The organism is Cnuella takakiae, from assembly GCF_001953305.1.
Classification (GTDB): domain Bacteria; phylum Bacteroidota; class Bacteroidia; order Chitinophagales; family Chitinophagaceae; genus Flavisolibacter; species Flavisolibacter takakiae.
The window spans coordinates 3,644,923-3,669,071 of the sequence record NZ_MTFE01000010.1; the positions used below are offsets into that span (position 1 = coordinate 3,644,923).

Sequence of the window (24,149 nt, forward strand, 5' to 3'; positions counted from 1 at the left end):
GATTGCGGGTATCGGATTTTGGTGGGGTAACTTAAAAGGGATTTACCACCATGAACAACATCCGAAATCCGATATCCGGCATCCAAAATCCGCTTGCCGGTAATAAATTGTTAATATAAACCCGGTCCTGTTCGGTCTGTTATTAGTTTCTTTGCAGGGGAAAACCCCTAATCACATCAGAAAATCACAGCAAATGCAAAGGAAATCTACCCTCTTGCTCGGCTTTTTCTTATTAGCTGCGCAAATCCTTTGGGCCCAGGTAACCACCTCCAGTATCAGTGGTACCGTTACCGGCCCGCAAAACGACCTTTTGGTTGGTGCCACCATCACGGCCGTTCACCAACCTACCGGCACCACTTTTCGTACGACATCTTTAACCCGCGGGGTGTACAGCATTCCCAACATGATTCCCGGCGGTCCCTACCGTGTAGAAGTTAGCTATGTTGGTTTTCAGAACTTTGTTCAGGACAATATCACCCTTTCCCTAGGCGAAAACAGCCGCATTGATGTGCCCCTTGCCACCACCGCAGGCACCTTGCAGGAAGTGGTAGTAACCGGAACCTCGGGCGCCAACCGCCGCAAAACCGGTGCCTCCACCAGCATTGGTCGCCAGCAAATTGAAAGGCTGCCAACACTGAGCCGCTCCCTCCAGGATTTTACCCGGCTAACCCCCCAGGCCAATGGCAACTCCTTTGGCGGGGCCAACAACCGCTTCAACAACATCACCATTGACGGTGCGGTAAACAATGACGTGTTTGGCTTGTCAGGTTCCGGCACCCCCGGCGGACAGGCCGGCACCCAGCCAATTTCCCTGGATGCCATCCAGGAGATCCAGGTGGTTCTGGCACCCTACGATATCACCTACGGCAATTTTACCGGTGGTGGCGTGAACGCCGTAACCCGCTCGGGTACCAACAAGGTGGATGGTTCGGTGTACTATTTTGTACGCAACCAAAACACCATTGGCTCCGACCCCATCAGCAAAGTGAAATCGGCAACCTTTAGCGACAAGCAGTACGGCTTCCGTGTAGGCGGTCCCATCATCCAGAACAAATTGTTCTTTTTTGTCAATGGCGAACAAACCCGCCGTACGGCCCCTACCATTTTCAATGCCGGCGAAAACGGCGCCCTGCTCACTACCCAGGATGCACAAACCCTGGGCACTTTCCTGAATAATACCTACAAGTACGATCCGGGGACCGCAGGCGTGTTTGACGCACAAACCCAGAGCGACAAACTATTTGCCCGCCTGGACTGGAATATCAGCGAAAAGCACCGACTGACCCTGCGGCATAATTTCATTGATGCCTTCGACGACAATATTTCGCGATCGGCTACCCTGTTCCGATTTGGCAACAACGCCTATCGCTTCAACAACAACCAGAATATCACGGTAATGGAATTGCGCAGCCGCTTCAGCAATCGCGTTTCCAACAACCTGATTTTGGGTAAACACCGCATCCGCGATTTCCGGAGCACCCTTGGTACTGCGTTCCCCTCGGTGGAAATCACTGTTGGATCGGGCACTGTGCAACTGGGCTCCGAGCGCAGCTCTACCGCCAACGAACTTGATCAGGATATTTTCGAAATCACCGACAACCTGCGGATTACCCGTGGCAAGCACACCATTACGGTGGGTACGCACAACGAGTTCTTCCAGTTCCGCAACCTCTTTATCAATAACCTGAATGGCCGCTGGCGCTTCCGAAGCCTCCAGGATTTTTACAACAATAACCCCAACCAGCTGGATGCAACCTGGAGCAATGTGGCCGGCACAGCCCGTCCTGCAGCCCGCTTCAATGCCGCCCAGCTTGCATTTTATGCGCAGGATGAAATCCAGTTCAACCGCCAGTTCCGCCTCACCTTCGGCCTGCGAGCCGATATGCCGGTGATCCAGGACCAGCCAGGTTTCAACAGGATTGTAGATTCCACCTTCAAAGGACAGTACTCAACTTCCTATATCCCCAACAAGCAACTGCTGTGGAGCCCCCGCGTTGGCTTCAACTACGATGTGATGGGTAACCGCGAGGTGATTGTACGGGGTGGTGCAGGTATTTTCACCGGCCGTGTTCCTTTTGTTTGGGTTTCCAACCAGTTTTCGAACAATGGCTTGCTGTTGAATACCTATAGCCAAACAGACGTAACAGCTACGCCCGCCAACGAGGTAAACAATGGGCTGGGCTTTAATCCCGATGTGAACTATGTCACCAGCCTCAATGCCAACAACCGCAACTTCGAAACCAACCTGATCGATCGCGAGTTCAAGTTTCCGCAGGTGGCCCGTTTTAACTTAGCTACCGACGTGCGACTGCCCGGTGGTGTGCAGGCAACCTTTGAGGCCATTTACAGCAAGACCCTCAATAATATTGCTTACAGCGATGTAAACCTGACCGCTCCTGTTGGTGTGGCAGACCCCGCCTTTAACAACGGCGCCGATACCCGCATTGCCTATGCCGCTTCGGCTACTGCACGCCGCGTGAATCCCACCATTACCAATGCCATACTGCTGAGCAATACCGATCGGGGATATTCGTACAACCTCACGGCGCAGTTTAACCGCACCTGGAAGCATGTGTTTGCGCAGGTAGCCTACAACCACAACAACTCGGCAGATGTCAACTCAGGTTCTTCTTCCACAGCACTTTCCAACTGGGAGTTTGTGCAGGTAGTTGGCAACCCCAACAACCCGCAACTGGCCATTTCCAACTATGCCCTGCCCCACCGCATCACCGCAGTGCTGAGTACCAATTTCGAATATGCCAAGTACTTCCGCACTTCCTTCTCCCTGTTCTATGCAGGTAACTCGGGAACACGCTTTACCTACCTCGTGAATGGCGACCTGAACAACGACGGCCGCTTTGGCAACGACCTGTTGTATGTGCCCCGCAACGCCAGCGAGATCAACTTCGTGGATTTCCTGAATGCCAATGGTACCGTGCGCTTTACAGCTGCGCAACAAGCAGCGGCCTTCCAGCGCTTTATTGATGAAGACAAATACCTGAGCACCCGCCGTGGGCAGTACACCGAGCGCAATGCCTCCAGCACACCATGGGAGCATGTGATCGATGCCCGTCTGGCACAGGACTTCTTCGTAGGTAAAGGCAAGAACCGCCACACCCTGCAGGTAACTTTCGATGTGTTCAACTTCACCAACCTGCTGAACCGCGACTGGGGCCGTCAGTATGCTGTAACCAACCAGGCATACAGCGTGCTTACCACTGTTACCCGGGGCACCGGTGCTGCACAGGTGAAAGGCTATACTTTCAACGTAGGCCAGACGCCCTGGAACCCCACTTTTGCTTCCCGTTTCCAGGGACAATTGGGAGTACGCTATTCTTTGAATTAACCATCAAGTAAATAGTTGCTATAAACAAAACAGCCACCGAACGGTGGCTGTTTTGTTATGTGTTCGATTGAACTAAGACGAATGCGGCCATATTACTGGCAAGTAAACAGCATTTTTATACCTCCAGTTATCAACAACACAGGGTTTTCTGCTCTTGACAAGAAATTGTTGGAGTTGTACATTTATGAAAGCACATCATTAAGGCTCTGCGTTTTTCCTGCTTTTCATCCAATTAAGTACCCACGAAACCGGTCCTTTTCCCACCCTCAACTTTTTTTTGCATCCAGCCTTCCTTCATTTCAATGCAACACCATGAAAAAGCTGCATTTCATTTTCACAACCCTATTCCTGGCAGTTTACCCTGTTGTTGTTCAGGCGCAAACTTGGGAAATCAGGGCGGGTTTGGCACCAGGCCTGTCCTATTTTGGCGGAAATGGTGCGCAGAAGGAAGCCATTTATCTATATAGAATATCCAGGCTGGGCTTTGGTAACCTGGCGCCATTTGGCAGCAGCCCCCTGCCTTCCTTAAGTGGAGAATTACAGGCGCAGCACCTTTCACCCAACCAATTCATTGGCGGTATAGGTGTTAGTTACGAAAGCCTTAGGTGCAGGCAAACGCCTAAATACCTTAATGGTGACTTGGGATGGGTAACACCTGTTACCGGAAAAATAATTATCCGTAATAACTTCCTAACCCTTAATCCCCATTTCGGCAAAAGGCTCAACTTAGGCATGATAGACCTGGACCCGCTAATGGGAATGGATGTGGCATTTAATGTGGGCGTACAAGAAAAAACCAGTTTCACCAGTACAAATGAAGAAATTGTCATTGAATACAAACGTCATATTACTGACTTAAGGCCAAGGCTACAATCCACAGCTCAGATGGGCAATCTATCGGTAACAATTGCCTATGCTCATGGACTGACAGACTACCTTGATCTTTCAGCTGATAACGGCGAAAAATTAAATGCTTACAACAGGTACTTGCGGGCTGGACTGTATTATAAAATCAGGTGAGCACGTAACACTTCTTGCCAAGTACCCAGGCAACTATCTATTTATTACACGTAGACGCTTCCCATTACTTTCAAACTGTATGAAGTGCTTTCATATTGCTTCTGGCAACCCACTAAAATTTAATCTCCCAATGCAACCAGAGGTCACAGTGTTACCTGATATGGATTGTTCATTCCCAATAAGCATGTAGTAAGGATTACAGTCCAATTCTTTTTATTTAATTATAATGGCATTTGCGCCATCAATTGCCTGTGTTTGCGGCCATTACTTTCTTATCTGGCTTTTCATTTGAACGAGGTTGAGACCCGATGATTATATAACCAAAAACAAAAATATTTATTTCCATAATATTTAAATATTTCCCTTCTTTACCCTACCTTAGAATAATTAGGTGGAATTATTTAGAAAAATTTTTCAACTACATGTATTTAAAATAAATGTTTATATTTTAACACATATATTTTAAAACCAACTTTGATAATATTCTTTTTGCAACCTAGCTTAATTACCGCTAATAACCGCTAACATACTCTGTGAAAACATTTTGCCTGGTTCCTACCGCTGCTTACAGCAGCTGGTCTTGGACCAGTTGCCTCCTACAAATTCATGGGAGCAATTGCCACTATTTGCGGGTTATATACCGCTACAACCTAAAATGTTTTTTAGGTGAATAACCATGAATTCATGTTAAAGGCAATATTATGTACAAACATTTCCTGATCACAAGGTTCAACATCAAAGTCAAGAATTGGAACCAGACCAAAAGCGGCAATGAAGTGGTAGGCACACAATGGCTTACCGATCGTTTTAAGTTGTTTGAAACTTATTGCCTGCCCTCCGTACAAAACCAATCCAACCAGAACTTCACCTGGCTGGTCTTTTTTGACCTGCACACACCTGAATTCTTCAAAGAAAAAATCAGTCGTTTACAACAGGAATACCCTGTGTTCTCGCCAGTTTATATTGATGATGCCGCCGAATTCAGGCCTACCATTATCAGTGAAATGCAGGCTAAAACCACTGCAGAGAATGACTACATAATCACCAGCCGTATAGATAATGACGACCTGATCCACAAGGATTTTATTCAAACCATTCAATATTTATTCAAACCCATACACAACCTGGTTATTGATTTCCGCAAAGGTTTTCAAATGGTGATTGAAGATGACCGGAACGAAATAGTAAAAAAGGAGAATAAATTCAGTCCATTTACGAGTATCGTGGAAAAGCGCGATGCTGCAGCTTCAGTATTTTCAAGGGAGCACAAACAATGGGCAGATTCTGCTCATGTAACTGTGTATACCGAAAAGAGGCTATGGGTTACGGTTGTTCATCCCAACAATATTTGGAACGCACAAAACCCTAATCTTAAAAGAGCCTACACCTTCAACAACATTGACTTTGGTGTACGGAAAGAAGCAGTCCCGCAAAGCAAAATGCTGCAATCAGCGTTGTATAATTTGCGCATAGACGCAAGGCAATCTTTGTCGTCAATAAAAAAAATAGGCAAAATACTTACCACCAATTTGACACTTCGAAAAGCATAGCTGTCCTATTGGTTTGGTATCTGCTTTCCCGAATCTTTCACCTTTTAGCAAATCTATCATGCTGCAGCCCGCAAATAGCGGTATGATAGGTTTGCTAACTCCTGCCAACTAGAACAGTCGAGGCTTAAGTGGTATAACAGCACTATCTACCCATTAGCCGGGAACAGCTCCCGCAACATCTGAGCGACCTTACCATCCGGATTTATCGCTTTTACCTTACCGGGTATTACTTTACGGTAGGTTATCGACCACCTTACTTCGCGGTGTTGTACCTTTCCTTCAATGGTATCTTTCTTCCTTGAGGGTATTGAATGGTTCCATTTGTAGCGGGCATCATCCTGCATCAGGTATAAGGAACGCCGGGGAACTGCCACATCCACCACATCGCCGCCTTTGATTTTAATGAACCGCATGATGCAGCCGCTGCCTAAATTGATGCCGCAGATTTGGTTTTCAAAATAATTCCGGTCCTTGTGCGGCCGTAGTCCCTGCCCCGGCAGGTATTCATTGATGATCACCTGGTCGGGTTGATATACCAATAACTTGCGCGCTACCAATTGCTCGGATAATTGTTGCACTACCGGCGGCAAGGGTACAGGAATGGCAACCAGGTTGTATGGGGTTTCCAGTTCATTGCGGTAGCCGTAGTATTGCAACCTTCTGTCGTAGTCTACAACCCATGTTTGGGTATCTATTTCCTGCATCAAAGCGGCTTCCATCGAAGAATCAATAAAGTCAGGAATTACCAGCAAGCCAGGTACACCAGTCTCCATTTTACAAAGTTTGCCACATTCGCTAATAAAACTGTACCACTCATGTCATAGTCAAAGCATACCCGTAGTACTTATTATACAGTTGCTTTGTGTCGCTGCATCCCTTGTGCGCAATAATATGTAAGCGGCATCACCAACAATATCACAACTACAAAAACCAGGTTAGGCATGGGACCATGCCCTGTTTCTTCGGATGTAATTATTTCATGGCAATAGAAAAAGGTGAGGTTGCCCGCCCAATGCATGCCGCCCGTAAACCATAACCTGCGGGTAAGCAACAGGGGAATAACATACAATATCCCCAACAGGAAAAGGTAGGACCATACTAATGGGCCATCATCAAGGCGGTAGATATGATTGAGCAAGTAAACTGTAGCCGAAATCAAAGCGATGATCCGGTTGTGTAATCTTCCTTGTAGGTGTTGGTATACATACCCTCGTGTCAGCAAGTCTTCGGAAAAAGATGAAAACAAATTACCCAGAACAAATAATCCAAAGGGCATCCAAACCTCGGACAATGCAGGCACCCGCAACACTTTTTCACTACCCAATAGCAGGCTACATAGAAAGGTAGCACCATAAAGGGCTATGCCCAGCAACATACCCAACAGCAATTGGGTCAGCGTGCCTTTTTTAAAGTTTAATCCCCATGCTGCCAGTCCAGGCTTGTGCTGCCACCAGGCTACCAGGTAGGCAGCAATAAAAAACATCACCTGGAAAGCTAAGAACCCCGGAGGGCTATTCCGGAACAGGATCATGTACTCGGCAGCGTGATAGCAGAAAAATAAAACAGCAAATCCGATAAAGCAGGTAAAAGTCTTAGTTGTCACTGTGGCAATGTACGAGTATAAATAAATTCAGCAGCAAACACAACGGTACGGTGATTGAAAATTGGGACAGCCTGCGATTAATTTATTGATGCCATTGCAACGGTCAGATACAGTTTACTTTATACGGGGTACCCCATGTCAAATTAGCAATAGTCCATTTTTACTTCAAAGTACTGCACTGCACGAGGCAACTAAAGGAGTTTAAAAGCCCATTCCAAAAACGCCGGCATCACCCTGCCCCAGGTTGCCACATCATGGCTGCCGTCTTCGTAATTCAGGTACTGGATATCTGTAGTGTTTTTATAGCCTTTTGCCTGCAGTTCTTTTACCAGGTCGGTGGTATCGTCAATGGAATCAATGATACCATTGCCGTTGCGGTCTGCGGATTCATCAAGCGAGCCGGTGGTAAAATAAAAACGTTGGCCCGGGTGGTACTGACCACTGCGTACCTTTTGGTGCATGATGCGGTGCTGGTCGTCGTTGTAGCCATCGTCCAGGTCGCGGCTGCGCCACCAGAAGGAACCGGAAAAAGCACCGGCAACCTGGAACACCTGTGGGTGTTGCCAAACGGTATCAAAAGCGGAAAGACCGCCCAGCGAAAAACCTGCAAAAGCAATCCTTGCAAAATGAGGTATGGCTAGTTGGTGGTACAAGAATGGCAGCAACTCCGATAAAATAAAATTCTGGTAGGCCCCTGCAAGGGCACCCCTGCCGGCATAGTCGGGCGTAGCGCCAATGCCATACTCCTGCAAACGCTCGGGACCCGCATGTATACCCACGCAAATCACTGGATGGATGCTACCGGAGCGGAACAACGCCTGCAGCATTTGCTGAAATTGAAACTGGTGAAGGTCCTGCCCGTCGTTGAGCAACAACAGGCAGGGGGCAGTGCCGGCAGGGGGCGCAGGATCGTAAATATCCACAACTACTGACCTTCGAAGGTAATTTGTGGTCACATAATGGGATGTTACCTGTATGGATATTGGCGCCTGCTCATGCATGCCCCAAAGATACCTTTGCAGAACCAATGCATCGTTGAAGCAACCCTACACAAGCCACCTTGTTGTGGTTTTCATTTACGCCTTCCCAGCTTTTTTGCCCCGAATGCCTTAGCTTGTAACCGAAACCATGCGTATGAAAAAGATCGGCATCCTCTACGGCCAGGAACGCAGCTTTCCTATGGCTTTGATAGAAAAGATTAACAGTAAAGGCATTGAAGGCGTACGGGCCGAACCGGTGCGCATAACTAGGGCTGTGCAGGGAGAAGACAGTGGTTATGCCGTAATTGTAGATCGCATATCGCAGGACGTGCCGTTCTACCGCACCTGGTTGAAAAATGCCGCACTGATGGGTACGGCCGTTATCAACAATCCTTTCTGGTGGAGTGCCGATGAAAAGTATTTCAACAACTGCCTGATGACGCAAATAGGTGTTGCCGTACCGCGTACAGCAATACTGCCCTCCTACGAACTGCCTGAAGAAACCAGCGGCGACTCTTTTTCCAACTTATCCTACCCGCTCGATTGGGAAAGCATTTTTGGCTATGTAGGATTTCCTGCCTATATGAAACCCTTCGCCGGCGGTGGCTGGCGCAATGTTTACCGGTTGGAGCACCGGGAGGATTTTTACAACAAACATTGCGGGACAGGCAGGCTGGTGATGCTGTTGCAGGAAGAAATTGTATTTGAAGAATATTACCGCTGCTATTGTATCGGCGGCAAATATGTGCACATCATGCCCTACGAGCCGCGCAACCCTTTTCATGAACGCTACCAAGCGGGCTTTACACCCTCGGAAGAAAGGCTGCGCCAGATGGAAGACATCGTGTTGCGCATCAACCAGTACCTGGGTTATGATTTCAACACGGTGGAACTTGCTTACAGGGACGGCATTCCCTATGCCATTGATTTCTGCAATCCTGCTCCGGATGCCGACCTGCCCAGCGTTGGCGCCGACAACTTTGCATGGGTGGTAGACAATGCCGCCACATACTGTATTGAAAGGGCCATGGCACAGGAAGCAGGGAAAGACAATTTAACCTGGGGCCAATACCTGCAGCGGAGTGTAGGCGGCAAGCCGCTGATTTAGGTTTTGTTTGTAGCTTCCGGCCTCATTGGTGGATGTTGAATGGTGAGTGGCGGTTGGTGAATAATAATTAGCCAGTGATCATTTTGATACGATATTTTTATTCCTATCCTTTATTTAGATGCAACACTGTTACCCAATCACCAATCACTAATCACCAATACCTAATACCCAACTCCCAATACCCTACCGCTATCTAATGAGCAATATCAATTTCAACACATTTACCATCGGCGTTGAGGAAGAATACATGGTGCTGGACCCGCATAGCCGGGAACTGAAAAGCCATGAACAGAAAATTGTGCAGGAAGGCCAGAAGGTGATCCGCGACAAGGTTAAAGCAGAAATGCACCAGGCCGTTGTGGAAGTGGGTACCGATATTTGCCGAAATGTGGACGAGGCTTTTGCCGATGTAGCACACCTGCGCAAAACCATTTCCGGTATCGCCGAGGGCTTAGGTTTAAAAATAGGCGCTGCAGGCACCCACCCTTTCAGCCACTGGGAGCGGCAGTTGATCACCGACCATATCCGCTATAGCGAAATTGTAAATGAACTGCAGGAAGCTGCACGCAGCAACCTCATTTTTGGATTGCATGTGCATGTGGGTATGGAAACCCGCGAAATGGCCATGCATATCGCCAACAGCACGCGCTACTTTCTGCCCCACGTGTATGCCCTCAGCACCAACTCGCCTTTCTGGGAAGGCCGCAAAACGGGTTATAAATCTTACCGCACCAAGGTTTTTGACAAGTTTCCGCGTACCGGCATCCCGGAGGTATTTGAAAGCATAGAAGCGTACGACAACTACCTCAAGCTGCTGATTAAAACCAACTGTATTGACAATGGTAAAAAGATCTGGTGGGACCTCCGGGTGCACCCTTACTACAATACCGTTGAATTCCGTATTTGCGATGTGCCGCTCACCGTTGATGAAGCCATTGCCATTGCCGCACTTTTCCAGGCCATTTGCGCCAAGATCTATAAACTACGGATGCAGAACATGAACTTCATCCAGTACTCACGCCACCTGATCAACGAAAACAAATGGCGGGCAAGCCGCTATGGTATTGACGGCTACCTGATCGACTTTGGAAAGGAAGCAGAGTTCAATACCCGCACGCTGATATATGAACTGCTGGACTTTGTAGACGATGTGGTTGACCCGCTGGGTTCGCGGCACCGCCTGCAGCATGTACACCAGATGCTGGAAAAAGGCACCGGTGCCGACCGCCAGCTCCAGGTGTTTGAAGAAACAGGCAGCCTTACCAGCGTGGTCGATTATATACAGGGGCAGTTCCTGCATAACGTATAGATAATTACTTTTTCATGTTCCTTTTATAGCTATCGGTTTACCTACATAGCCTGGTTACCCATAGCACAACGACTATTTCCATACTTTTCACATGAGCAAAATCTTAAAAGCAACCTTACCGTTGCTGTTGGCAGCAGCAGCAAATGCCCAAACACGGCAGGATACCATCAACCTCATTCAGCAAACTGCTGCTTACAGCGACCTGCAGTTCACAAGGGCTGAGGCCGATTCAATGGTCGAGAGTATCCGGGAGTTTCATGATGCCTACCGCAACTTCCATGGCAGGCTGGCCACCAACAGCATTCCTTACCCTTTTGCGTTCAACCCGGCACCGGCAGGTTTTACCCTGCCCAAAAACCAGGTCAAGAAAAACATTCCGCTGCCATCGGCCGTTTCATTACCTGCCAATAAAGAAGACCTCGCCTTCTACTCGGTTGCGCAATTGGCTTCCCTGGTAAAAAGCAAGAAGATCAGCTCCGTTGCGCTGACCCAGTTTTTTCTCAACAGGTTGAAAAAGCACAACGACTCGCTGCAGTGTGTCATTTCCTTTACCGAAGACATTGCCATGGAACAGGCCCGCAAGGCCGATGCGGAACTGGCAAAAGGCATGTATCGCGGGCCCTTGCATGGTATACCTTATGGCCTGAAAGATTTGCTTGCGGTAAAAGGCACCAAAACAACCTGGGGTTCCACCCCCTACAAAGACCAGGTGATCGATGACAATGCTTTTGTATACGAGCAACTCACCAAGGCAGGTGCGGTACTCTGTGCCAAGCTTTCGTTAGGTGCGCTTGCCTTCAACGACCTGTGGTTTGGCGGCCGCACTAAAAACCCCTGGAACCTCCGCCAGGGCTCCAGCGGCTCGTCGGCGGGTTCGGCATCGGCAACAGCCGCCGGACTGCTGCCTTTTGCCATAGGTACCGAAACCTGGGGCTCCATTGTATCGCCCTCGGCACGTTGCGGCGCTACAGGCTTGCGCCCCACCTTTGGTGCCGTTAGCCGCAGTGGCGCCATGGTGCTTTGCTGGAGCCTCGATAAAGTTGGCCCCATCTGCCGCAGTGCCGAAGATTGTGCCCTTGTGTTTGATGCCCTGCATGGTACGGATAACGAAGATCCTTCGGCAGTTGACTATGCTTTCAACTATGCCGCTGCCAAGCCGGTATCTGCACTGCGCATTGCTTACGCCGCCAACTACTTTGAGAAATTGCCAAAGGATGCCGCTGAATGGAAGGCCCTGGAAGTATTTAAGAAGATCAATCCCAATATTAAAGCCGTCACCTTTCCTGATACAGCGTTCTTCCCCGGCGATATTATGAATATCGTGCTCACAGCTGAATCGGCGGCAGCTTTTGATGAACTGACCCGCACTGGCCGTGATGAGTTGGTCGAGCGGCAGGACAAAGGTTTCTGGCCCAATATCTTCAGGGCGGGCCGCACCATTCCTGCTGCAGAATACATTAACGCCAACCGCTTCCGTTCGGAACTGATTCGTGTGACCAATGATTTTATGAAGCAGTACGACGTAGTGATCGTTCCCTCATTCATGGGTAATCAATCTGCAATCACCAACCTCACCGGTCATCCTGTAGTTGTTTTCCCAATAGGATTTTCGCAAAACGGCAGCCCCTTAAGCTTATCGCTTGTGGGCAACCTGTACGACGAAGCTTCTATTCTGCAAGCAGCCAAAGCTTTTCAGGACAAAACAGAGTGGAATAAAAAACACCCGCCGATGTTTGTGGGTAAATAAGTCCCTGCGTTTCGAGGGTTGCCCCTTTTACAAAGCGGGCAACCTTCCACAACCTCCCCCTTTGTAAAAGGGGGCGACCTTTAACAGCTTTCTAGATTAGGGTTCGGGGGATTTTCCTCCACCTCCGGCCACTTAAACCAACTCCAACAGCTAACTCATGTCAGGTTGGGGGATTTCCCCCAACCTCCAATCCCTCCCCTTGCTTTAGCCCCACTCTTTTTTTATTTTCTTGGGAGCAAATACCCTCCCATGCTCCCCTACGACCCAGCCAACCGCTCCTATAGCCGCGATCTCAGCAACCACTCCACCTTCGGCGAAATCACCCTCTGGCAGCAACTGAAATCCCGCCAATTACGCGGATACCAATTCTACCGCCAAAAGCCTTTAGACTGGTACATCGCGGACTGCTACTGCCCGGCACTCAAGCTTTTGATTGAGCTGGACGGCTTATATCACGAGGCTCCTGAAATACAAGCCAAAGACCAACGCAAGGAAAAAATTTACCTGCAATGGGTTTGCAGGTATTAAGGTTTACGGAAAAGGAAGCACAATACGATACAGAAGAAGTGATTAAAAAACTTAATACCTGGATCGATGATTATGAGCGAACACACCCGGAGGTAGTTGGGAAAAATGTGCGCAAAATGCGGGGAGGCGGTTGAGGGAGTTGGTGCATCTTTGCGGGCTATGAAATGGAGGAAATATTTGGAGATAAAGATACTTCCTGTTTTGGGAGGAAAATCCCCCGAACCCGATAGCAGTGAGGGGCTGCAGGTCGCCCCCTTTTTCACAGGGGGAGGCCACCTAAGCAAAGAGGGAAACCACTTAAGCAAAGTCCTTGCGGCATTGATCATTGGCTTAGCTTCTTGTAACACCAAAACAGCAGCCGACCTCTTTGTTTATAATGCTACCATCTATACTGTAGACAGCGCCTTCAGCAAGGCGGAGGCCATGGTGATAAAAGATGGTAAAGTCCTCGCTACCGGCACCAGGGCTGACTTGGAAAAATCTTATGATAGCAAAGAGCAACTGGATGCCAAAGGCCAGTACATATACCCCGGTTTTATTGATGCACACGCGCATTTCTACCGCTATGGGCTCGGCTTGCAAACCGCCGACCTGGTGGGCACCGAAAGTTGGGAAGCCATTCTGCAAAAGCTGCAGTCATTTGCCCAAACCAATCCAGACGGCTGGCTGCTGGGCCGCGGCTGGGACCAAAACGACTGGCCCGAAAAAACTTTCCCAACCAAAGAAAAGCTGGATCAACTTTTTCCCGATAGGCCCGTACTCCTTACCCGCGTAGATGGCCACGCGGCCATTGCCAATCAGAAAGCATTGGATGCGGCAGGCATAAAGGCTGGCATGCAACTGACCGGTGGCGATGTGGTTACGGAAGGTGGAAAATTGACGGGTTTGCTGATTGATAATGCCGTGGACCTGGTAGGCGCCAAGGTACCACCGGCAACGCCAACACAAATAGCCAAAGCACTGGACCTTGCACAAAACAATTGTTTTGCCATGGGCCTGACCACAGTGGATGATTGCGGGCTGGATTATACCGAAGTGCAAACCATCGACAGCCTGCAGCAAAAAGGCGAACTCAAGATGCGTGTTTATGCCATGCTTAGCGATGCCGCCCGCAACTATGATTTCCTATTTGCCAAAGGCCCAATCAAAACCGATTTCCTGAATGTGCGTTCCTTTAAGGTTTATGCCGATGGCGCACTGGGTTCCCGTGGTGCCTGCCTGCTGCAGCCTTACACCGATAAACCCAACTGGACCGGCTTCCTCTTATCGCCGCAAAACCATTTCGACTCGGTTGCCCGTATCATTTACAACAAAGGTTTCCAGATGTGTACCCATGCCATCGGCGACTCGGGCAACCGCGTGGTGCTGGATATTTATGCCCGTTACCTGAAAGGCAAAAACGACCTGCGCTGGCGCATCGAACACGCACAGGTGGTGAGCCCGCAGGACTTTGCTACATTCGGTGCCTATGGCATCGTGCCTTCCGTTCAGCCTACACATGCCACTTCCGATATGTACTGGGCGCAGGAGCGCCTTGGAAAAGAAAGAGAAAAGGGCGCTTATGCTTTTAAGCAGCTGATGCAGCAAAACGGATGGATACCGCTGGGTACCGATTTCCCGGTCGAAGACATCTCTCCTTTCAAAACCTTTATCGCTTCTGTTTTCAGGCAGGATGCCAAGGGTTGGCCTTCAGGCGGCTACCAACCCAAAAATGGGCTTTCCCGTGAAGAAACCCTAAAGGGCATGACCATTTGGGCTGCCAAAAGCAATTTTGAAGAAAGGGAAAAAGGCAGCCTCGAAAAAGGCAAACTTGCCGACTTCATCATCCTGGACAAGGACCTGATGCAAGCCAGCCTGCAACAAGTGCTCAGCACCAAAGTACACGGCACCTTTATTGGTGGTAAAAAAGTGTTTGGAAGATAAATGATGAACCACAAAGACAGGAAGAAACGAAGTAGCACAAAGGGGTTTTGCCATTTGCTAACAAAACCTAGCTCCAGATTAGCCCCTCAAATCATGGCCTTTCTTTGTGCCTACTTTACTCCATCCTGTCTTTGTGGTTCAAAAACCTGCAACCCATAACTTTGCACCGGCATGAAATTACGCATCGCTATTCTTGATCTTTATGAAGGACAACCCAACCAGGGGATGCGTTGCCTGCGTGAAATTATCGGGCAGTGGAGCGAGTTTCATGGTCATGAGACCCAGTTCGACGAATTTGATGTACGCCTAAAACAGGAAGTTCCGGACCTTTCGTACGACATCTATATTTCCAGTGGCGGCCCCGGCAGCCCCCTGGAAAGCGAGGGCAACGAATGGGAGAAAGCCTACTTCAGCTGGCTCCGCTCCATTGAAAGCTGGAACAACAGCCCGCATATCTTTCCCAAAAAATTTGTTTTCCTGATTTGCCATTCCTTCCAGCTGGTTTGCCGCGATTATGGCATTGCCACGGTATGCAAACGCAAGTCAACCTCCTTTGGCGTTTTCCCGGTGCACGTGTTACCGGCGGGCCAGCAGGACCCTGCATTCCGGGCCTTGCGGGATCCTTTTTACGTGGTGGACAGCCGCGACTGGCAGGTGATCCACCCCAACTGGGAGATCATCCGGCAGATGGGCGCCCAAGTTTTATGTGTAGAGAAATACCGGCCGCATGTGCCTTATGTGCAGGCCGTGATGGGCCTACGGTTTTCGCCCTGGATGATGGGTACCCAGTTTCACCCCGAGGCGGATGCCCTGGGTATGGCCGACCATTTACAAAAGGAAGACAAGAAAGAACTGGTCATACAACAACACGGCGCCGAGAAATGGCAAAGCATGATTGAGCAGCTGAATGATCCCGAAAAGATCATGTGGACCTACGGCCATGTACTGCCCAACTTTTTCGATACCGCTGTACAGCACCGCCTGGCGCTCAACCCGGCTAACTGATCCCCTGTTCCAATTTCCTTTGACAATGAAAATCGTTTATTCTTTCCTGTTAGCCTTGTATAGCCTTGGCGTATTTGCCCAAAAAGACAGTGCTTTCGCTGAAACGCCTCTTGTGCTGCATACCGCCACCGGCGATATCATGGGCACACTGACCCTTCCAAAAGGAGGCAAAAAAGTACCGGTTGCACTGATTCACTCCGGCTCCGGACCAACTGACCGTAATGGCAATAACCCCGTGATGCAAAACAACGGCTTACAGATGCTGGCCCATGCTTTGGGTGAGGCAGGCATTGCTACCCTGCGTTTTGACAAACGGGGCGTGGCTGCAAGTAAGGCTGCAGCAAAAAGCGAGGCTGACATGCGTTTTGACGATTTTGTACAGGATGCAAAAGCATGGGTGGAACTGCTGAAAAAGGACCCGCGTTTTTCCGGGTTATATATCCTGGGACACAGCGAAGGCTCGCTCATCGGGATGATTGCCGCTGCTGGAAAGGCTGATGCCTTTATATCGCTTGCAGGCCCCGGAAGGCCAGCCGCGGTGGTATTGAAAGAGCAGTTTGCCGCCCAGCCTTCCATGGTTAAGAATGCAGCCTATCCCATACTGGACAGCCTGGCAGCGGGCAAAACAGTGGGCCAGGTACCCCCTTACCTCCTATCCGTTTTCAGGGCTTCTGTTCAACCTTACATGGTTTCCTGGTTCAAATACGACCCGGCTAAAGAGCTGGCCAAACTTAACATTCCAATCCTGGTGGTACAAGGCACTACCGATATGCAGGTAAGTGTGGAAGATGCGGTCATTTTGCAAAAAGCCAATCCCAAAGCAAGGCTACTGACCGTACCCAACATGAACCACGTTTTGAAAACATACGAAGGCACCAGCCGGCAGGAAAACTTTGCTACCTATAGTAAACCTGAACTCCCGCTGCACCCCCTTTTAGCTAAGGAGATCATCTCCTTTTTGAAAGGGATCAGGTAAGTGCCATAACCCAAACCTCTTACCTGATGCGCAATACTATAATTGGCTTTTTGTTGCTGCTCACCGTTGCCTGCAACAAAGCGGACTTGAGCCTGCCGGAGGGAATCCGCAAACTGGTACAGGACAAAGACTGCTCCAGCCAACCTTATATGGACCTTTACCGCTGGCAGGGCCAGCAGGTATTTGTATTGAAAATGAAAGGGCCGGCCTGAAGCTGGGTACCGGCTTATTACCATACAGATGGCAGTGCACTGGCTTTGCCATTGGGATATAATGCTACAAAGTTTGAACAGGAAGCGGTTTTCCTGTCGACTGTTTGGAACTGCGGGCAATAACACAAGCGCTTACTTTTGCAATCCACATCTACCCCTATGATCAAAGTTTACGGCATCCTCAATTGTAACACGGTAAAAAAAGCCACCACCTGGCTGCAACAGCACAATATTGCTTTTACTTTTCACGATTATAAAAAACAAGGCATCACGGAAAAGCAGCTGCAACAGTGGGCTGCTGAACTTGGATTTGAAAAGCTGGTGAATACCAAAGGCACCACCTGGCGTGGCCTCAGTGATGTTGAAAAAGCAACCGCAGCAACAGAAGCCGGTGCATTGAAACTGATGCAGGAAAAAACCAGTGTCATCAAAAGACCGCTTATTGAAAAGGATGGAAAGACCCTTTGCCTGGGCTATGATGAAGCGGCATACAGGCAGGCATTATTGTAGGATTCATGCTGCCTTCAGCTAATCGCAATAGGCATTCAGCTTCAATTTTGCGCCCTTAACCTAAATACGGACCGCCACCCTTCCTACGTGTTTATTTTACCTATAAACCGTTCTTATTATGTCCGTTTTTACAGGCAGCAATAGCGTTGCTACCAATGCCAGCACCAGTCCCTTCACTGGCCGTTTCACACCTATTGCCATTTTAGTAGCACTGGTGATTACCATTTCCCTGCTTACGCGTACTGTTTTACTGTTCCATCCCAATACGCATTTCAGCTGGACCCTGGGCAATATCGCTGGTGTATTTGGCATTGGCCTTTTTTACGACCTTTCGGTATGCGGGTATATCATTTTGCCATTTGTGCTGCATCTATGGCTCACCAATGATGGCATGTATAGCAAAAAAGGAGAATGGTTCACCCATTTAGCATTTGCCCTGTTTATGGCGATCCTATTGTTCACCAAAATCATCCCCCCCGACTTCAACAAAGGGTTGTACAAGGCACTGAAAATATACATAGCCCTTCGCTGGGCCATTTATACATTTTTGACTTTTCAAACAGCAGCATTCCGGAACAAGTGGCGAGCCGGAGTATTGTATGCCGTATTTATGGTCGTTACGTTCCTGCTGCTGTTCAATGGTATCAGCGAAGGATTTTTCTGGAGCGAGTTTTCTACGCGCTACAATTTTATCGCGGTGGATTACCTGGTGTACACCAACGAAGTGGTGGGCAATATCCGCGAATCGTACCCGGTAAACTGGATTGTTGCCGGCGTACTGCTGGTAACGGTAGCCATCTTTTTCACTTACCGAAAAACCCTGCAAGCTTCCGTAGCCGCACCCTCCCGCTTTGGCAAACGTACCGCAGGTGCTCTTGCCATGCTGTTGATTTCGGGCATGTTGCACCTTTGGGTAAACGGCGAAGGGCGTAAGTTCAGTAAAAACGAGTACGCCAACGAACTGGCGGGCAATGGCATTTACTGTTTTGGCAACGCCTTCTGGAACAACGAGCTGGACTTTTACCAGTTTTACAAAACCCTACCCGATAAGGAAGCTTTTGCCCTGGTGCGCAAGGACCTGGATGTGCCGTATAGCCATTTTATCAGCGCTGACCCGTTCAATTTGGACCGCCAAATAAGCTATCCGCAACCAGAGGCCAAACACAATGTGGTGCTCATTTCTGTGGAAAGTTTTTCGGCCGATTTCATGCAGCATTTCGGCAGCCAGCAAAACATTACGCCTTACCTCGACTCACTGGCAGATAAGAGCCTTTTGTTTACCAACCTGTATGCTTCCGGTACCCGCACGGTGCGTGGCCTGGAGGCCCTTTCGCTGGCCATTCCGCCCACACCGGGGCAGAGCATTGTAAAAAGACCGCACAACGAAAACCTGTTCTCGCTGGGTTCGGTGTTCCGGTCAAAAGGTTATACCACGCAGTACATCTATGGTGGCTATGGATATTTCGACAACATGAACTATTTCTTCGGGCATAACGATTACGAGGTTATTGACCGTTCTGCACTCAAGCCCGAACAGATCCATTATGAAAACGTATGGGGCGTAGCAGATGAAGACCTCTTTACCCTTGCCCTCAACACCATGGATAGCAATGCCGCGTTGGGCAAGCCTTTTTTTAGCCATGTGATGACGGTATCCAACCACCGGCCTTTTACTTACCCCGATGGCAGGATTGATATTCCCTCCACCTCGCAAAGCAGGGAAGGCGGCGTTAAATACACCGACTATGCCATCAACAAGTTCCTGAAGGAAGCAGCAGCAAAGCCCTGGTTCAACAATACCATTTTCGTGATCGTTGCCGACCACTGCGCCGGTAGCGCCGGTTCGGTGCAACTGCCGGTGACAGGCTACCATATTCCCATGATGGTATATGCGCCAGCCCTTTTGAAACCCCACAGGGAAGAACGTTTGACAGCACAGATCGATATTGCCCCTACTATTTTAGGACTCTTGCATTTCCGCTACCAGTCCAAGTTCCTAGGACAGGACATTCTGAACCTGCCCGCCGGAAAGGAGAAAGCATTTATCAGCACCTACCAGGGGTTGGGCTTTATACAAAACGGACAATTGGTATTGCAATCGCCGGTTAGAAAAGTAAAGAGCTTTATCCCTGATTTTAAAACCGGCGATGCCAGGGAGGCGCAGGTACCCGACAGCCTGGTGAAGAAAGCAATGGCCTATTACCAGGTAGCAGCCTGGGAGGTAAAGCACAAACGTTACGGGAAAATCAACAAATCATAAAAAATCGGGAACTGGCTGAAGGGAATATGGCTTTGGCGCTTTACCTTTGCCGCCCATTTTGTACATTGACCATTAACGGTGCCGTAAGACCGGTGGTTGCAGAACTCAGCGTTTAGCGATAATAAAATAGTACAGCGATAGCCCACATCAGGGCGCTGCTGCTTCTACCCGCTACACTGCCTGGTACCCACCTCATGCGGCAAGGAATAATAAAAACAGCCCATGAAGCTTTCACAATTCAAGTTTGACCTCCCGCTCAACCTAATTGCTCAAAATCCGGCCAAAAAACGTGAAGACTCCCGCCTGATGGTGATTGACCGTAAATCGGGCAACATCGAAAACAAGAACTTCCGCGACATCCTGGACTATTTTGACGACAAGGATGCTTTCGTGGTAAACAACACCAAGGTTTTTCCCGCAAGGATGTATGGCCGGAAGGAAAAAACAGGTGCCAAGATCGAAGTATTCCTGCTGCGTGAACTGAACAAGGAACACAAGCTGTGGGACGTGATCGTTGATCCCGCAAGGAAGATCCGCGTAGGCAACAAACTGTATTTCGGCGACAATGAAGACCTTGTTGCTGAAGTAATCGACAATACCACATCGCGTGGCCGTACCATCAAGTTCCTGTTCGACGGTACCGAAGACGAGTTCCGCCAGGTGCTTGAAGTGCATGGTGAAACCCCGCTGCCAAAATACATCAAGCGCAAGCCCGATGAAGAAGACCGGGAACGCTATCAGACCGTTTACGCCAAATACGAAGGTGCTGTGGCGGCGCCTACTGCCGGGCTCCACTTCAGCCGCGAGCTGATCAAGCGTTGCGAGATCAAGGGTATCCGATTTGCCGAAGTAACCCTGCATACCGGCCTTGGTACTTTCCGCCCTATTGAGGTGGAGGACCTGAGCAAACACAAGATGGATGCAGAGTACTACCGTATTGAAGACACTGCCTGCAAAATTGTAAACAAGGCCAAAGAAACAGGTCACCGCATCTGCTCTATTGGTACCACCACCATGCGGGCACTGGAGTCATCGTTTACCGCGCAAAAGTTTTTGAAACCTTCCGAAGGCTGGACCAATACTTTTATCCACCCGCCTTACGATTTCAGCATTGCCGATTCGCTCGTAACCAATTTTCACCTGCCCAAAACTTCCCTGCTCATCATGACCTGCGCTTTTGCCGGTTACGACCTGACCATGGAAGCTTATAAAAAAGCCATCAAGGACAAGTATCGTTTCTTTAGCTATGGCGATGCGTTGTTGGTGCTGTAATACCCCCTGTCCCCCTAAAGGGGGAACTTAGGTCAAATAATCTTTAGCATGCATAAAGCCACTCTGTTTGAGTGGCTTTATGCATTTATACCCAACATTTATTTAACTCCTCTATTTTAATTGCATTTAGGAAATGAAACATGAAAGCCACCCAGTAACTGAGTGGCTTTCTTTATAGGAAGATAGCTTCGGCCTAAGTTCCCCCCTTTAGGGGGACAGGGGGTGTGCCGGGGGATGAGGTTACAGTTTAAACACCCCACTATTAATCTTCTGCAACACTTCCTTCTTTTGTGCGGCGGGCACCAGGATAGAAATATTGTGCGGGCTGCCGCCATAAGAAATCATGCGCACATCCACACCAGTGAGGCTGTTGAACACATCCTGTAGGGTTTCGGTGTTGTGGGCAATTTCGTTACCTACGATGGAAACAATGGTCATATCATTTTCAGTATCCACGCTACCCAGTGCTTCCAGTTCCTTGCGGATAGAAGGCAAAGCAGCATCCGTATCTATGGTAACAGATACGGCCACTTCCGAAGTGGTGATCATGTCGATGGGCGTGCGGTATTTTTCAAAGATTTCGAACACCTTACGCAGGAAACCATAGGCCAGCAGCATGCGGCTGCTCTTGATGTTTACGGCAGTAATACCATCTTTAGCTGCAACTGCTTTCACGCCTTTGCTGGCAGCTTCAGAAGTAATGGTGGTGCCTTTTGCTTCAGGCTCCATGGTGTTGAGGAGCTTTACCGGCACATTGTATTGCTGTGCAGGCCAGATGGATGCAGGATGCAAAATCTTTGCGCCGAAATAGGCCAGCTCCGCAGCTTCGTCAAAACTTAGTTGCTCAATGGGCTGGGTTTTGTTTACAACACGCGGATCGTTGTTGTGCATGCCATCGATATCGGTCCAGATTTCGCAAACAGAAGCGTTGATGGCAGCAGCGATCAATGACGCACTGTAATCCGAACCGCCACGCTTCAGGTTATCTACCTCGCCCTTGGCGTTGCGGCAGATATAACCCTGGGTGATAAACAAGTTTTTACTGCTGTTTTGTGCCACCTGTGCTTTCAGCTTTTCGGAAATGGCAGCCACCTGGGGCTCGTCATTTTCGTCGATGCTCATGAAGTTGAGGGCAGGCAACAGCATATGGTCAATACCCTGCTCGCCGAGGTAAACGGAAAAGAGCTTGGTAGAGATCAGCTCGCCTTGCGCCAGGATATCCTTGCTCAGGGCTTCGCTGTAGGAAATTTTTAAAATGATGTTCAGGAATTCGAAATGCTCCTGGATGATGGCTTTTGCCTGGGCATAAGCATCTTCCTTTTGTACCAGTTCCTTAATGAACTCCTGGTACTTGGCCTCCAGCACGTCGATCTTCTCCTTGGCTTCTTCCCGTTTCTGTGCCGCCAACAGGTTGGCGATTTCAACGAGGGAATTGGTGGTTCCCGAAACGGCGCTCAATACCACGATCTTAGGCTCGCTGTCTTTAGTGATCAGGCGGGCTACGTCGTACATGCGTTGCGGCTTACCTACGGAGGTGCCGCCGAACTTCATAATTTTCATGACCTGTTCGCTCTTGTGGAGGCTTTTTTAGATGAGTTGCAAAATTAACAGCAGATGGTTGAATAAAAATCAGTAGTTGAATTCAATTTTTAGTTTATCTGATAATGCTTTCAGGTCAGCAACAACGGCTTCATGCAGCGGAATTCCGGTTTGCATGCGGATGGCCGCCATTTCTCTTTCCGGATCGCCGGGAATGAGTACGGGTTGCGCCGGGTCGGCAGGTGTGGCGTTGCGGAAACGGTTAATCCAATTGTCCATGTGCTGCTTGAATTCTTCCGCCGGACGGAAGGCATCCACCCGCATGGCACCAAAGAAATGACCAAGACCTTCACCGGGCATGTTCTGGGGCATGGGCACGTAGGCAGGGAAAGGTGGCGCCCAGGGACCATAAGATGCACCACTGAGCACAGCTGAAAATATATCGACGATGGAACCCAGTGCATAGCCTTTGTGGCTGCCATGATCGCGGTCGCTGCCCAGGGGTAAAAGCGCACCGCCTGTTTTCAGGGCATGTGCATCGGGGGTTGCCTGCCCTACTTTATCCTGCACCCAACCCAGTGGCGCTTCGCCACCTTTGCGTTGTAATATTTCCAGTTTGCCGTTGGCAGCCGTTGTGGTTGCCATATCAGCAACAAAAGGCGGCTGCTCCCCTGCAGGGATGGCTACGCAAATGGGGTTGGTACCCAGCATGCGCTCGGTTGAAAAAGTAGGCGCTACCAGGGCACTGGCATTGGTCATGCTGATACCAATCATATCCTGTTGCAGGGCCATCATGGCATGATAGCCTGCAATGCCATAGTGGTTGCTGTTTTTTACACTCACCCAACCGGTACCTGCAAGCTTTGCTTTGTCAATGGCTATTTGCATGGCCTTGGGCGCAACCACCAGGCCCAAACCTTTGTCACCATCAACGGTTGCCGTAGAAAGGGTTTCATGAATGATCCGGACATTGGGCGTAGGATTTATTCTACCGGCTTCGTATAACCGAACATAGCCTGTGAGACGGGCAACGCCATGCGAGTCGATACCCCGAACATCGGCGGACAGTAATACCGTTGTTGCCAGCACCGCATCTCCGGTAGGGCAGCCGATATTTTCAAAAACAGATTGGGTAAAGCGAAAAAGATCGCTGTAGGAGAGGATGGTTTCCTGCATGGGGGCAAAAGTAACCGGAACCGCTGATTTGTATGATTTGAAATGATTTATATGACTTTATCTCAAAGAATGCTACCCCAAATGC

General features: G+C 49.3%; 19 protein-coding genes. 14 read left to right on the forward strand and 5 right to left on the reverse strand.

The genetic code is table 11. The features are described from left to right. Positions 1–193 precede the first annotated feature (193 nt). The 3 genes from BUE76_RS15815 to BUE76_RS15825 all read left to right on the forward strand — a co-directional run bounded on the left by BUE76_RS15815 (position 194) and on the right by BUE76_RS15825 (position 5,916). A complete protein-coding gene (locus BUE76_RS15815; protein WP_073047815.1) occupies positions 194–3,346 on the forward strand; it encodes a TonB-dependent receptor in 3,153 nt (1,050 codons plus the stop codon). Positions 3,347–3,427: 81 nt separating this feature from the next. Further along, positions 3,428–4,366, forward strand: a complete 939-nt coding sequence (locus BUE76_RS15820) for a hypothetical protein (protein ID WP_143157462.1) — start codon at positions 3,428–3,430, stop codon at positions 4,364–4,366. Between the two features lie 701 nt (positions 4,367–5,067). Beyond that, the gene (locus BUE76_RS15825; protein ID WP_073047821.1) at positions 5,068–5,916 is read left to right on the forward strand and encodes a glycosyltransferase; all 849 of its coding nucleotides are present in this window, start codon (positions 5,068–5,070) and stop codon (positions 5,914–5,916) included. A gap of 146 nt (positions 5,917–6,062) precedes the next feature. On the opposite strand, the gene BUE76_RS15830 is transcribed toward BUE76_RS15825, so the two are convergent. The 3 genes from BUE76_RS15830 to BUE76_RS15840 all read right to left on the reverse strand — a co-directional run bounded on the left by BUE76_RS15830 (position 6,063) and on the right by BUE76_RS15840 (position 8,475). Continuing rightward, positions 6,063–6,689, reverse strand: a complete 627-nt coding sequence (locus BUE76_RS15830) for an alpha-ketoglutarate-dependent dioxygenase AlkB (RefSeq protein ID WP_073047824.1) — start codon at positions 6,687–6,689, stop codon at positions 6,063–6,065. A gap of 74 nt (positions 6,690–6,763) precedes the next feature. Continuing rightward, positions 6,764–7,447, reverse strand: coding sequence for a CPBP family intramembrane glutamic endopeptidase (locus BUE76_RS15835; protein ID WP_073047826.1), 684 nt, complete (start codon positions 7,445–7,447; stop codon positions 6,764–6,766). A gap of 263 nt (positions 7,448–7,710) precedes the next feature. Next, entirely contained in the window at positions 7,711–8,475 is a 765-nt protein-coding gene (locus BUE76_RS15840; RefSeq protein ID WP_245798426.1) for an alpha/beta hydrolase, read from the reverse strand. A 178-nt stretch (positions 8,476–8,653) separates the two neighbouring features. On the opposite strand from BUE76_RS15840, the gene BUE76_RS15845 reads away from it, so the two are divergent. The 11 genes from BUE76_RS15845 (at position 8,654) to queA (ending at position 21,349) form a co-directional block, all read left to right on the forward strand. Next, positions 8,654–9,607, forward strand: a complete 954-nt coding sequence (locus BUE76_RS15845) for an ATP-grasp domain-containing protein (RefSeq protein WP_073047832.1) — start codon at positions 8,654–8,656, stop codon at positions 9,605–9,607. Positions 9,608–9,803: 196 nt separating this feature from the next. Then, positions 9,804–10,916, forward strand: coding sequence for a carboxylate-amine ligase (locus BUE76_RS15850; RefSeq protein WP_073047835.1), 1,113 nt, complete (start codon positions 9,804–9,806; stop codon positions 10,914–10,916). A 91-nt stretch (positions 10,917–11,007) separates the two neighbouring features. After that, positions 11,008–12,663 (forward strand): amidase, encoded by a 1,656-nt coding sequence (locus BUE76_RS15855; protein WP_073047838.1) that lies wholly within the window; start codon positions 11,008–11,010, stop codon positions 12,661–12,663. Positions 12,664–12,912: 249 nt separating this feature from the next. Continuing rightward, positions 12,913–13,191, forward strand: coding sequence for an endonuclease domain-containing protein (locus BUE76_RS15860; RefSeq protein ID WP_083596694.1), 279 nt, complete (start codon positions 12,913–12,915; stop codon positions 13,189–13,191). 318 nt (positions 13,192–13,509) lie between these two features. Continuing rightward, on the forward strand, positions 13,510–15,114 hold the full coding sequence (locus tag BUE76_RS15865; RefSeq protein WP_073047842.1) for an amidohydrolase: 1,605 nt from the start codon (positions 13,510–13,512) through the stop codon (positions 15,112–15,114). Between the two features lie 171 nt (positions 15,115–15,285). Next, complete coding sequence (locus tag BUE76_RS15870) at positions 15,286–16,119, forward strand: type 1 glutamine amidotransferase (RefSeq protein ID WP_073047844.1); 834 nt, start codon at positions 15,286–15,288, stop codon at positions 16,117–16,119. A 25-nt stretch (positions 16,120–16,144) separates the two neighbouring features. Then, positions 16,145–17,095, forward strand: coding sequence for an alpha/beta hydrolase (locus tag BUE76_RS15875; protein WP_073047847.1), 951 nt, complete (start codon positions 16,145–16,147; stop codon positions 17,093–17,095). 26 nt (positions 17,096–17,121) lie between these two features. Next, positions 17,122–17,307 (forward strand): hypothetical protein, encoded by a 186-nt coding sequence (locus BUE76_RS15880; protein ID WP_073047850.1) that lies wholly within the window; start codon positions 17,122–17,124, stop codon positions 17,305–17,307. 159 nt (positions 17,308–17,466) lie between these two features. Beyond that, positions 17,467–17,817: an ArsC family reductase gene (locus BUE76_RS15885; RefSeq protein WP_073047853.1), complete on the forward strand. Its 351-nt coding sequence runs from the start codon at positions 17,467–17,469 to the stop codon at positions 17,815–17,817. Between the two features lie 118 nt (positions 17,818–17,935). Further along, positions 17,936–20,077 carry an LTA synthase family protein gene (locus BUE76_RS15890; protein ID WP_073047856.1) on the forward strand — a complete coding sequence of 714 codons (2,142 nt, stop codon included), beginning with the start codon at positions 17,936–17,938 and terminating at the stop codon, positions 20,075–20,077. A 222-nt stretch (positions 20,078–20,299) separates the two neighbouring features. Next, positions 20,300–21,349 carry a tRNA preQ1(34) S-adenosylmethionine ribosyltransferase-isomerase QueA gene (gene queA / locus BUE76_RS15895; protein WP_073047859.1) on the forward strand — a complete coding sequence of 350 codons (1,050 nt, stop codon included), beginning with the start codon at positions 20,300–20,302 and terminating at the stop codon, positions 21,347–21,349. 240 nt (positions 21,350–21,589) lie between these two features. Here queA and BUE76_RS15900 read toward each other — a convergent pair whose 3' ends face one another. Both BUE76_RS15900 and BUE76_RS15905 read right to left on the reverse strand, forming a co-directional pair. Next, a complete protein-coding gene (locus BUE76_RS15900; RefSeq protein ID WP_073047862.1) occupies positions 21,590–22,909 on the reverse strand; it encodes an aspartate kinase in 1,320 nt (439 codons plus the stop codon). Between the two features lie 69 nt (positions 22,910–22,978). Further along, the gene (locus tag BUE76_RS15905; RefSeq protein WP_073047864.1) at positions 22,979–24,064 is read right to left on the reverse strand and encodes an Ldh family oxidoreductase; all 1,086 of its coding nucleotides are present in this window, start codon (positions 24,062–24,064) and stop codon (positions 22,979–22,981) included. Positions 24,065–24,149 lie beyond the last annotated feature (85 nt).

Bases quoted from the DNA above. Each gene is read 5' to 3' on its own strand.
- BUE76_RS15815 (WP_073047815.1), top strand. From the start codon at position 194: ATGCAAAGGAAATCTACCCTCTTGCTCGGCTTTTTCTTATTAGCTGCG.
- BUE76_RS15820 (WP_143157462.1), top strand. From the start codon at position 3,428: ATGCGGCCATATTACTGGCAAGTAAACAGCATTTTTATACCTCCAGTT.
- BUE76_RS15825 (WP_073047821.1), top strand. From the start codon at position 5,068: ATGTACAAACATTTCCTGATCACAAGGTTCAACATCAAAGTCAAGAAT.
- BUE76_RS15830 (WP_073047824.1), bottom strand. From the start codon at position 6,689: ATGGAGACTGGTGTACCTGGCTTGCTGGTAATTCCTGACTTTATTGAT.
- BUE76_RS15835 (WP_073047826.1), bottom strand. From the start codon at position 7,447: ATGATCCTGTTCCGGAATAGCCCTCCGGGGTTCTTAGCTTTCCAGGTG.
- BUE76_RS15845 (WP_073047832.1), top strand. From the start codon at position 8,654: ATGAAAAAGATCGGCATCCTCTACGGCCAGGAACGCAGCTTTCCTATG.
- BUE76_RS15850 (WP_073047835.1), top strand. From the start codon at position 9,804: ATGAGCAATATCAATTTCAACACATTTACCATCGGCGTTGAGGAAGAA.
- BUE76_RS15855 (WP_073047838.1), top strand. From the start codon at position 11,008: ATGAGCAAAATCTTAAAAGCAACCTTACCGTTGCTGTTGGCAGCAGCA.
- BUE76_RS15860 (WP_083596694.1), top strand. From the start codon at position 12,913: ATGCTCCCCTACGACCCAGCCAACCGCTCCTATAGCCGCGATCTCAGC.
- BUE76_RS15870 (WP_073047844.1), top strand. From the start codon at position 15,286: ATGAAATTACGCATCGCTATTCTTGATCTTTATGAAGGACAACCCAAC.
- BUE76_RS15875 (WP_073047847.1), top strand. From the start codon at position 16,145: ATGAAAATCGTTTATTCTTTCCTGTTAGCCTTGTATAGCCTTGGCGTA.
- BUE76_RS15880 (WP_073047850.1), top strand. From the start codon at position 17,122: ATGCGCAATACTATAATTGGCTTTTTGTTGCTGCTCACCGTTGCCTGC.
- BUE76_RS15885 (WP_073047853.1), top strand. From the start codon at position 17,467: ATGATCAAAGTTTACGGCATCCTCAATTGTAACACGGTAAAAAAAGCC.
- BUE76_RS15890 (WP_073047856.1), top strand. From the start codon at position 17,936: ATGTCCGTTTTTACAGGCAGCAATAGCGTTGCTACCAATGCCAGCACC.
- queA (WP_073047859.1), top strand. From the start codon at position 20,300: ATGAAGCTTTCACAATTCAAGTTTGACCTCCCGCTCAACCTAATTGCT.
- BUE76_RS15900 (WP_073047862.1), bottom strand. From the start codon at position 22,909: ATGAAAATTATGAAGTTCGGCGGCACCTCCGTAGGTAAGCCGCAACGC.
- BUE76_RS15905 (WP_073047864.1), bottom strand. From the start codon at position 24,064: ATGCAGGAAACCATCCTCTCCTACAGCGATCTTTTTCGCTTTACCCAA.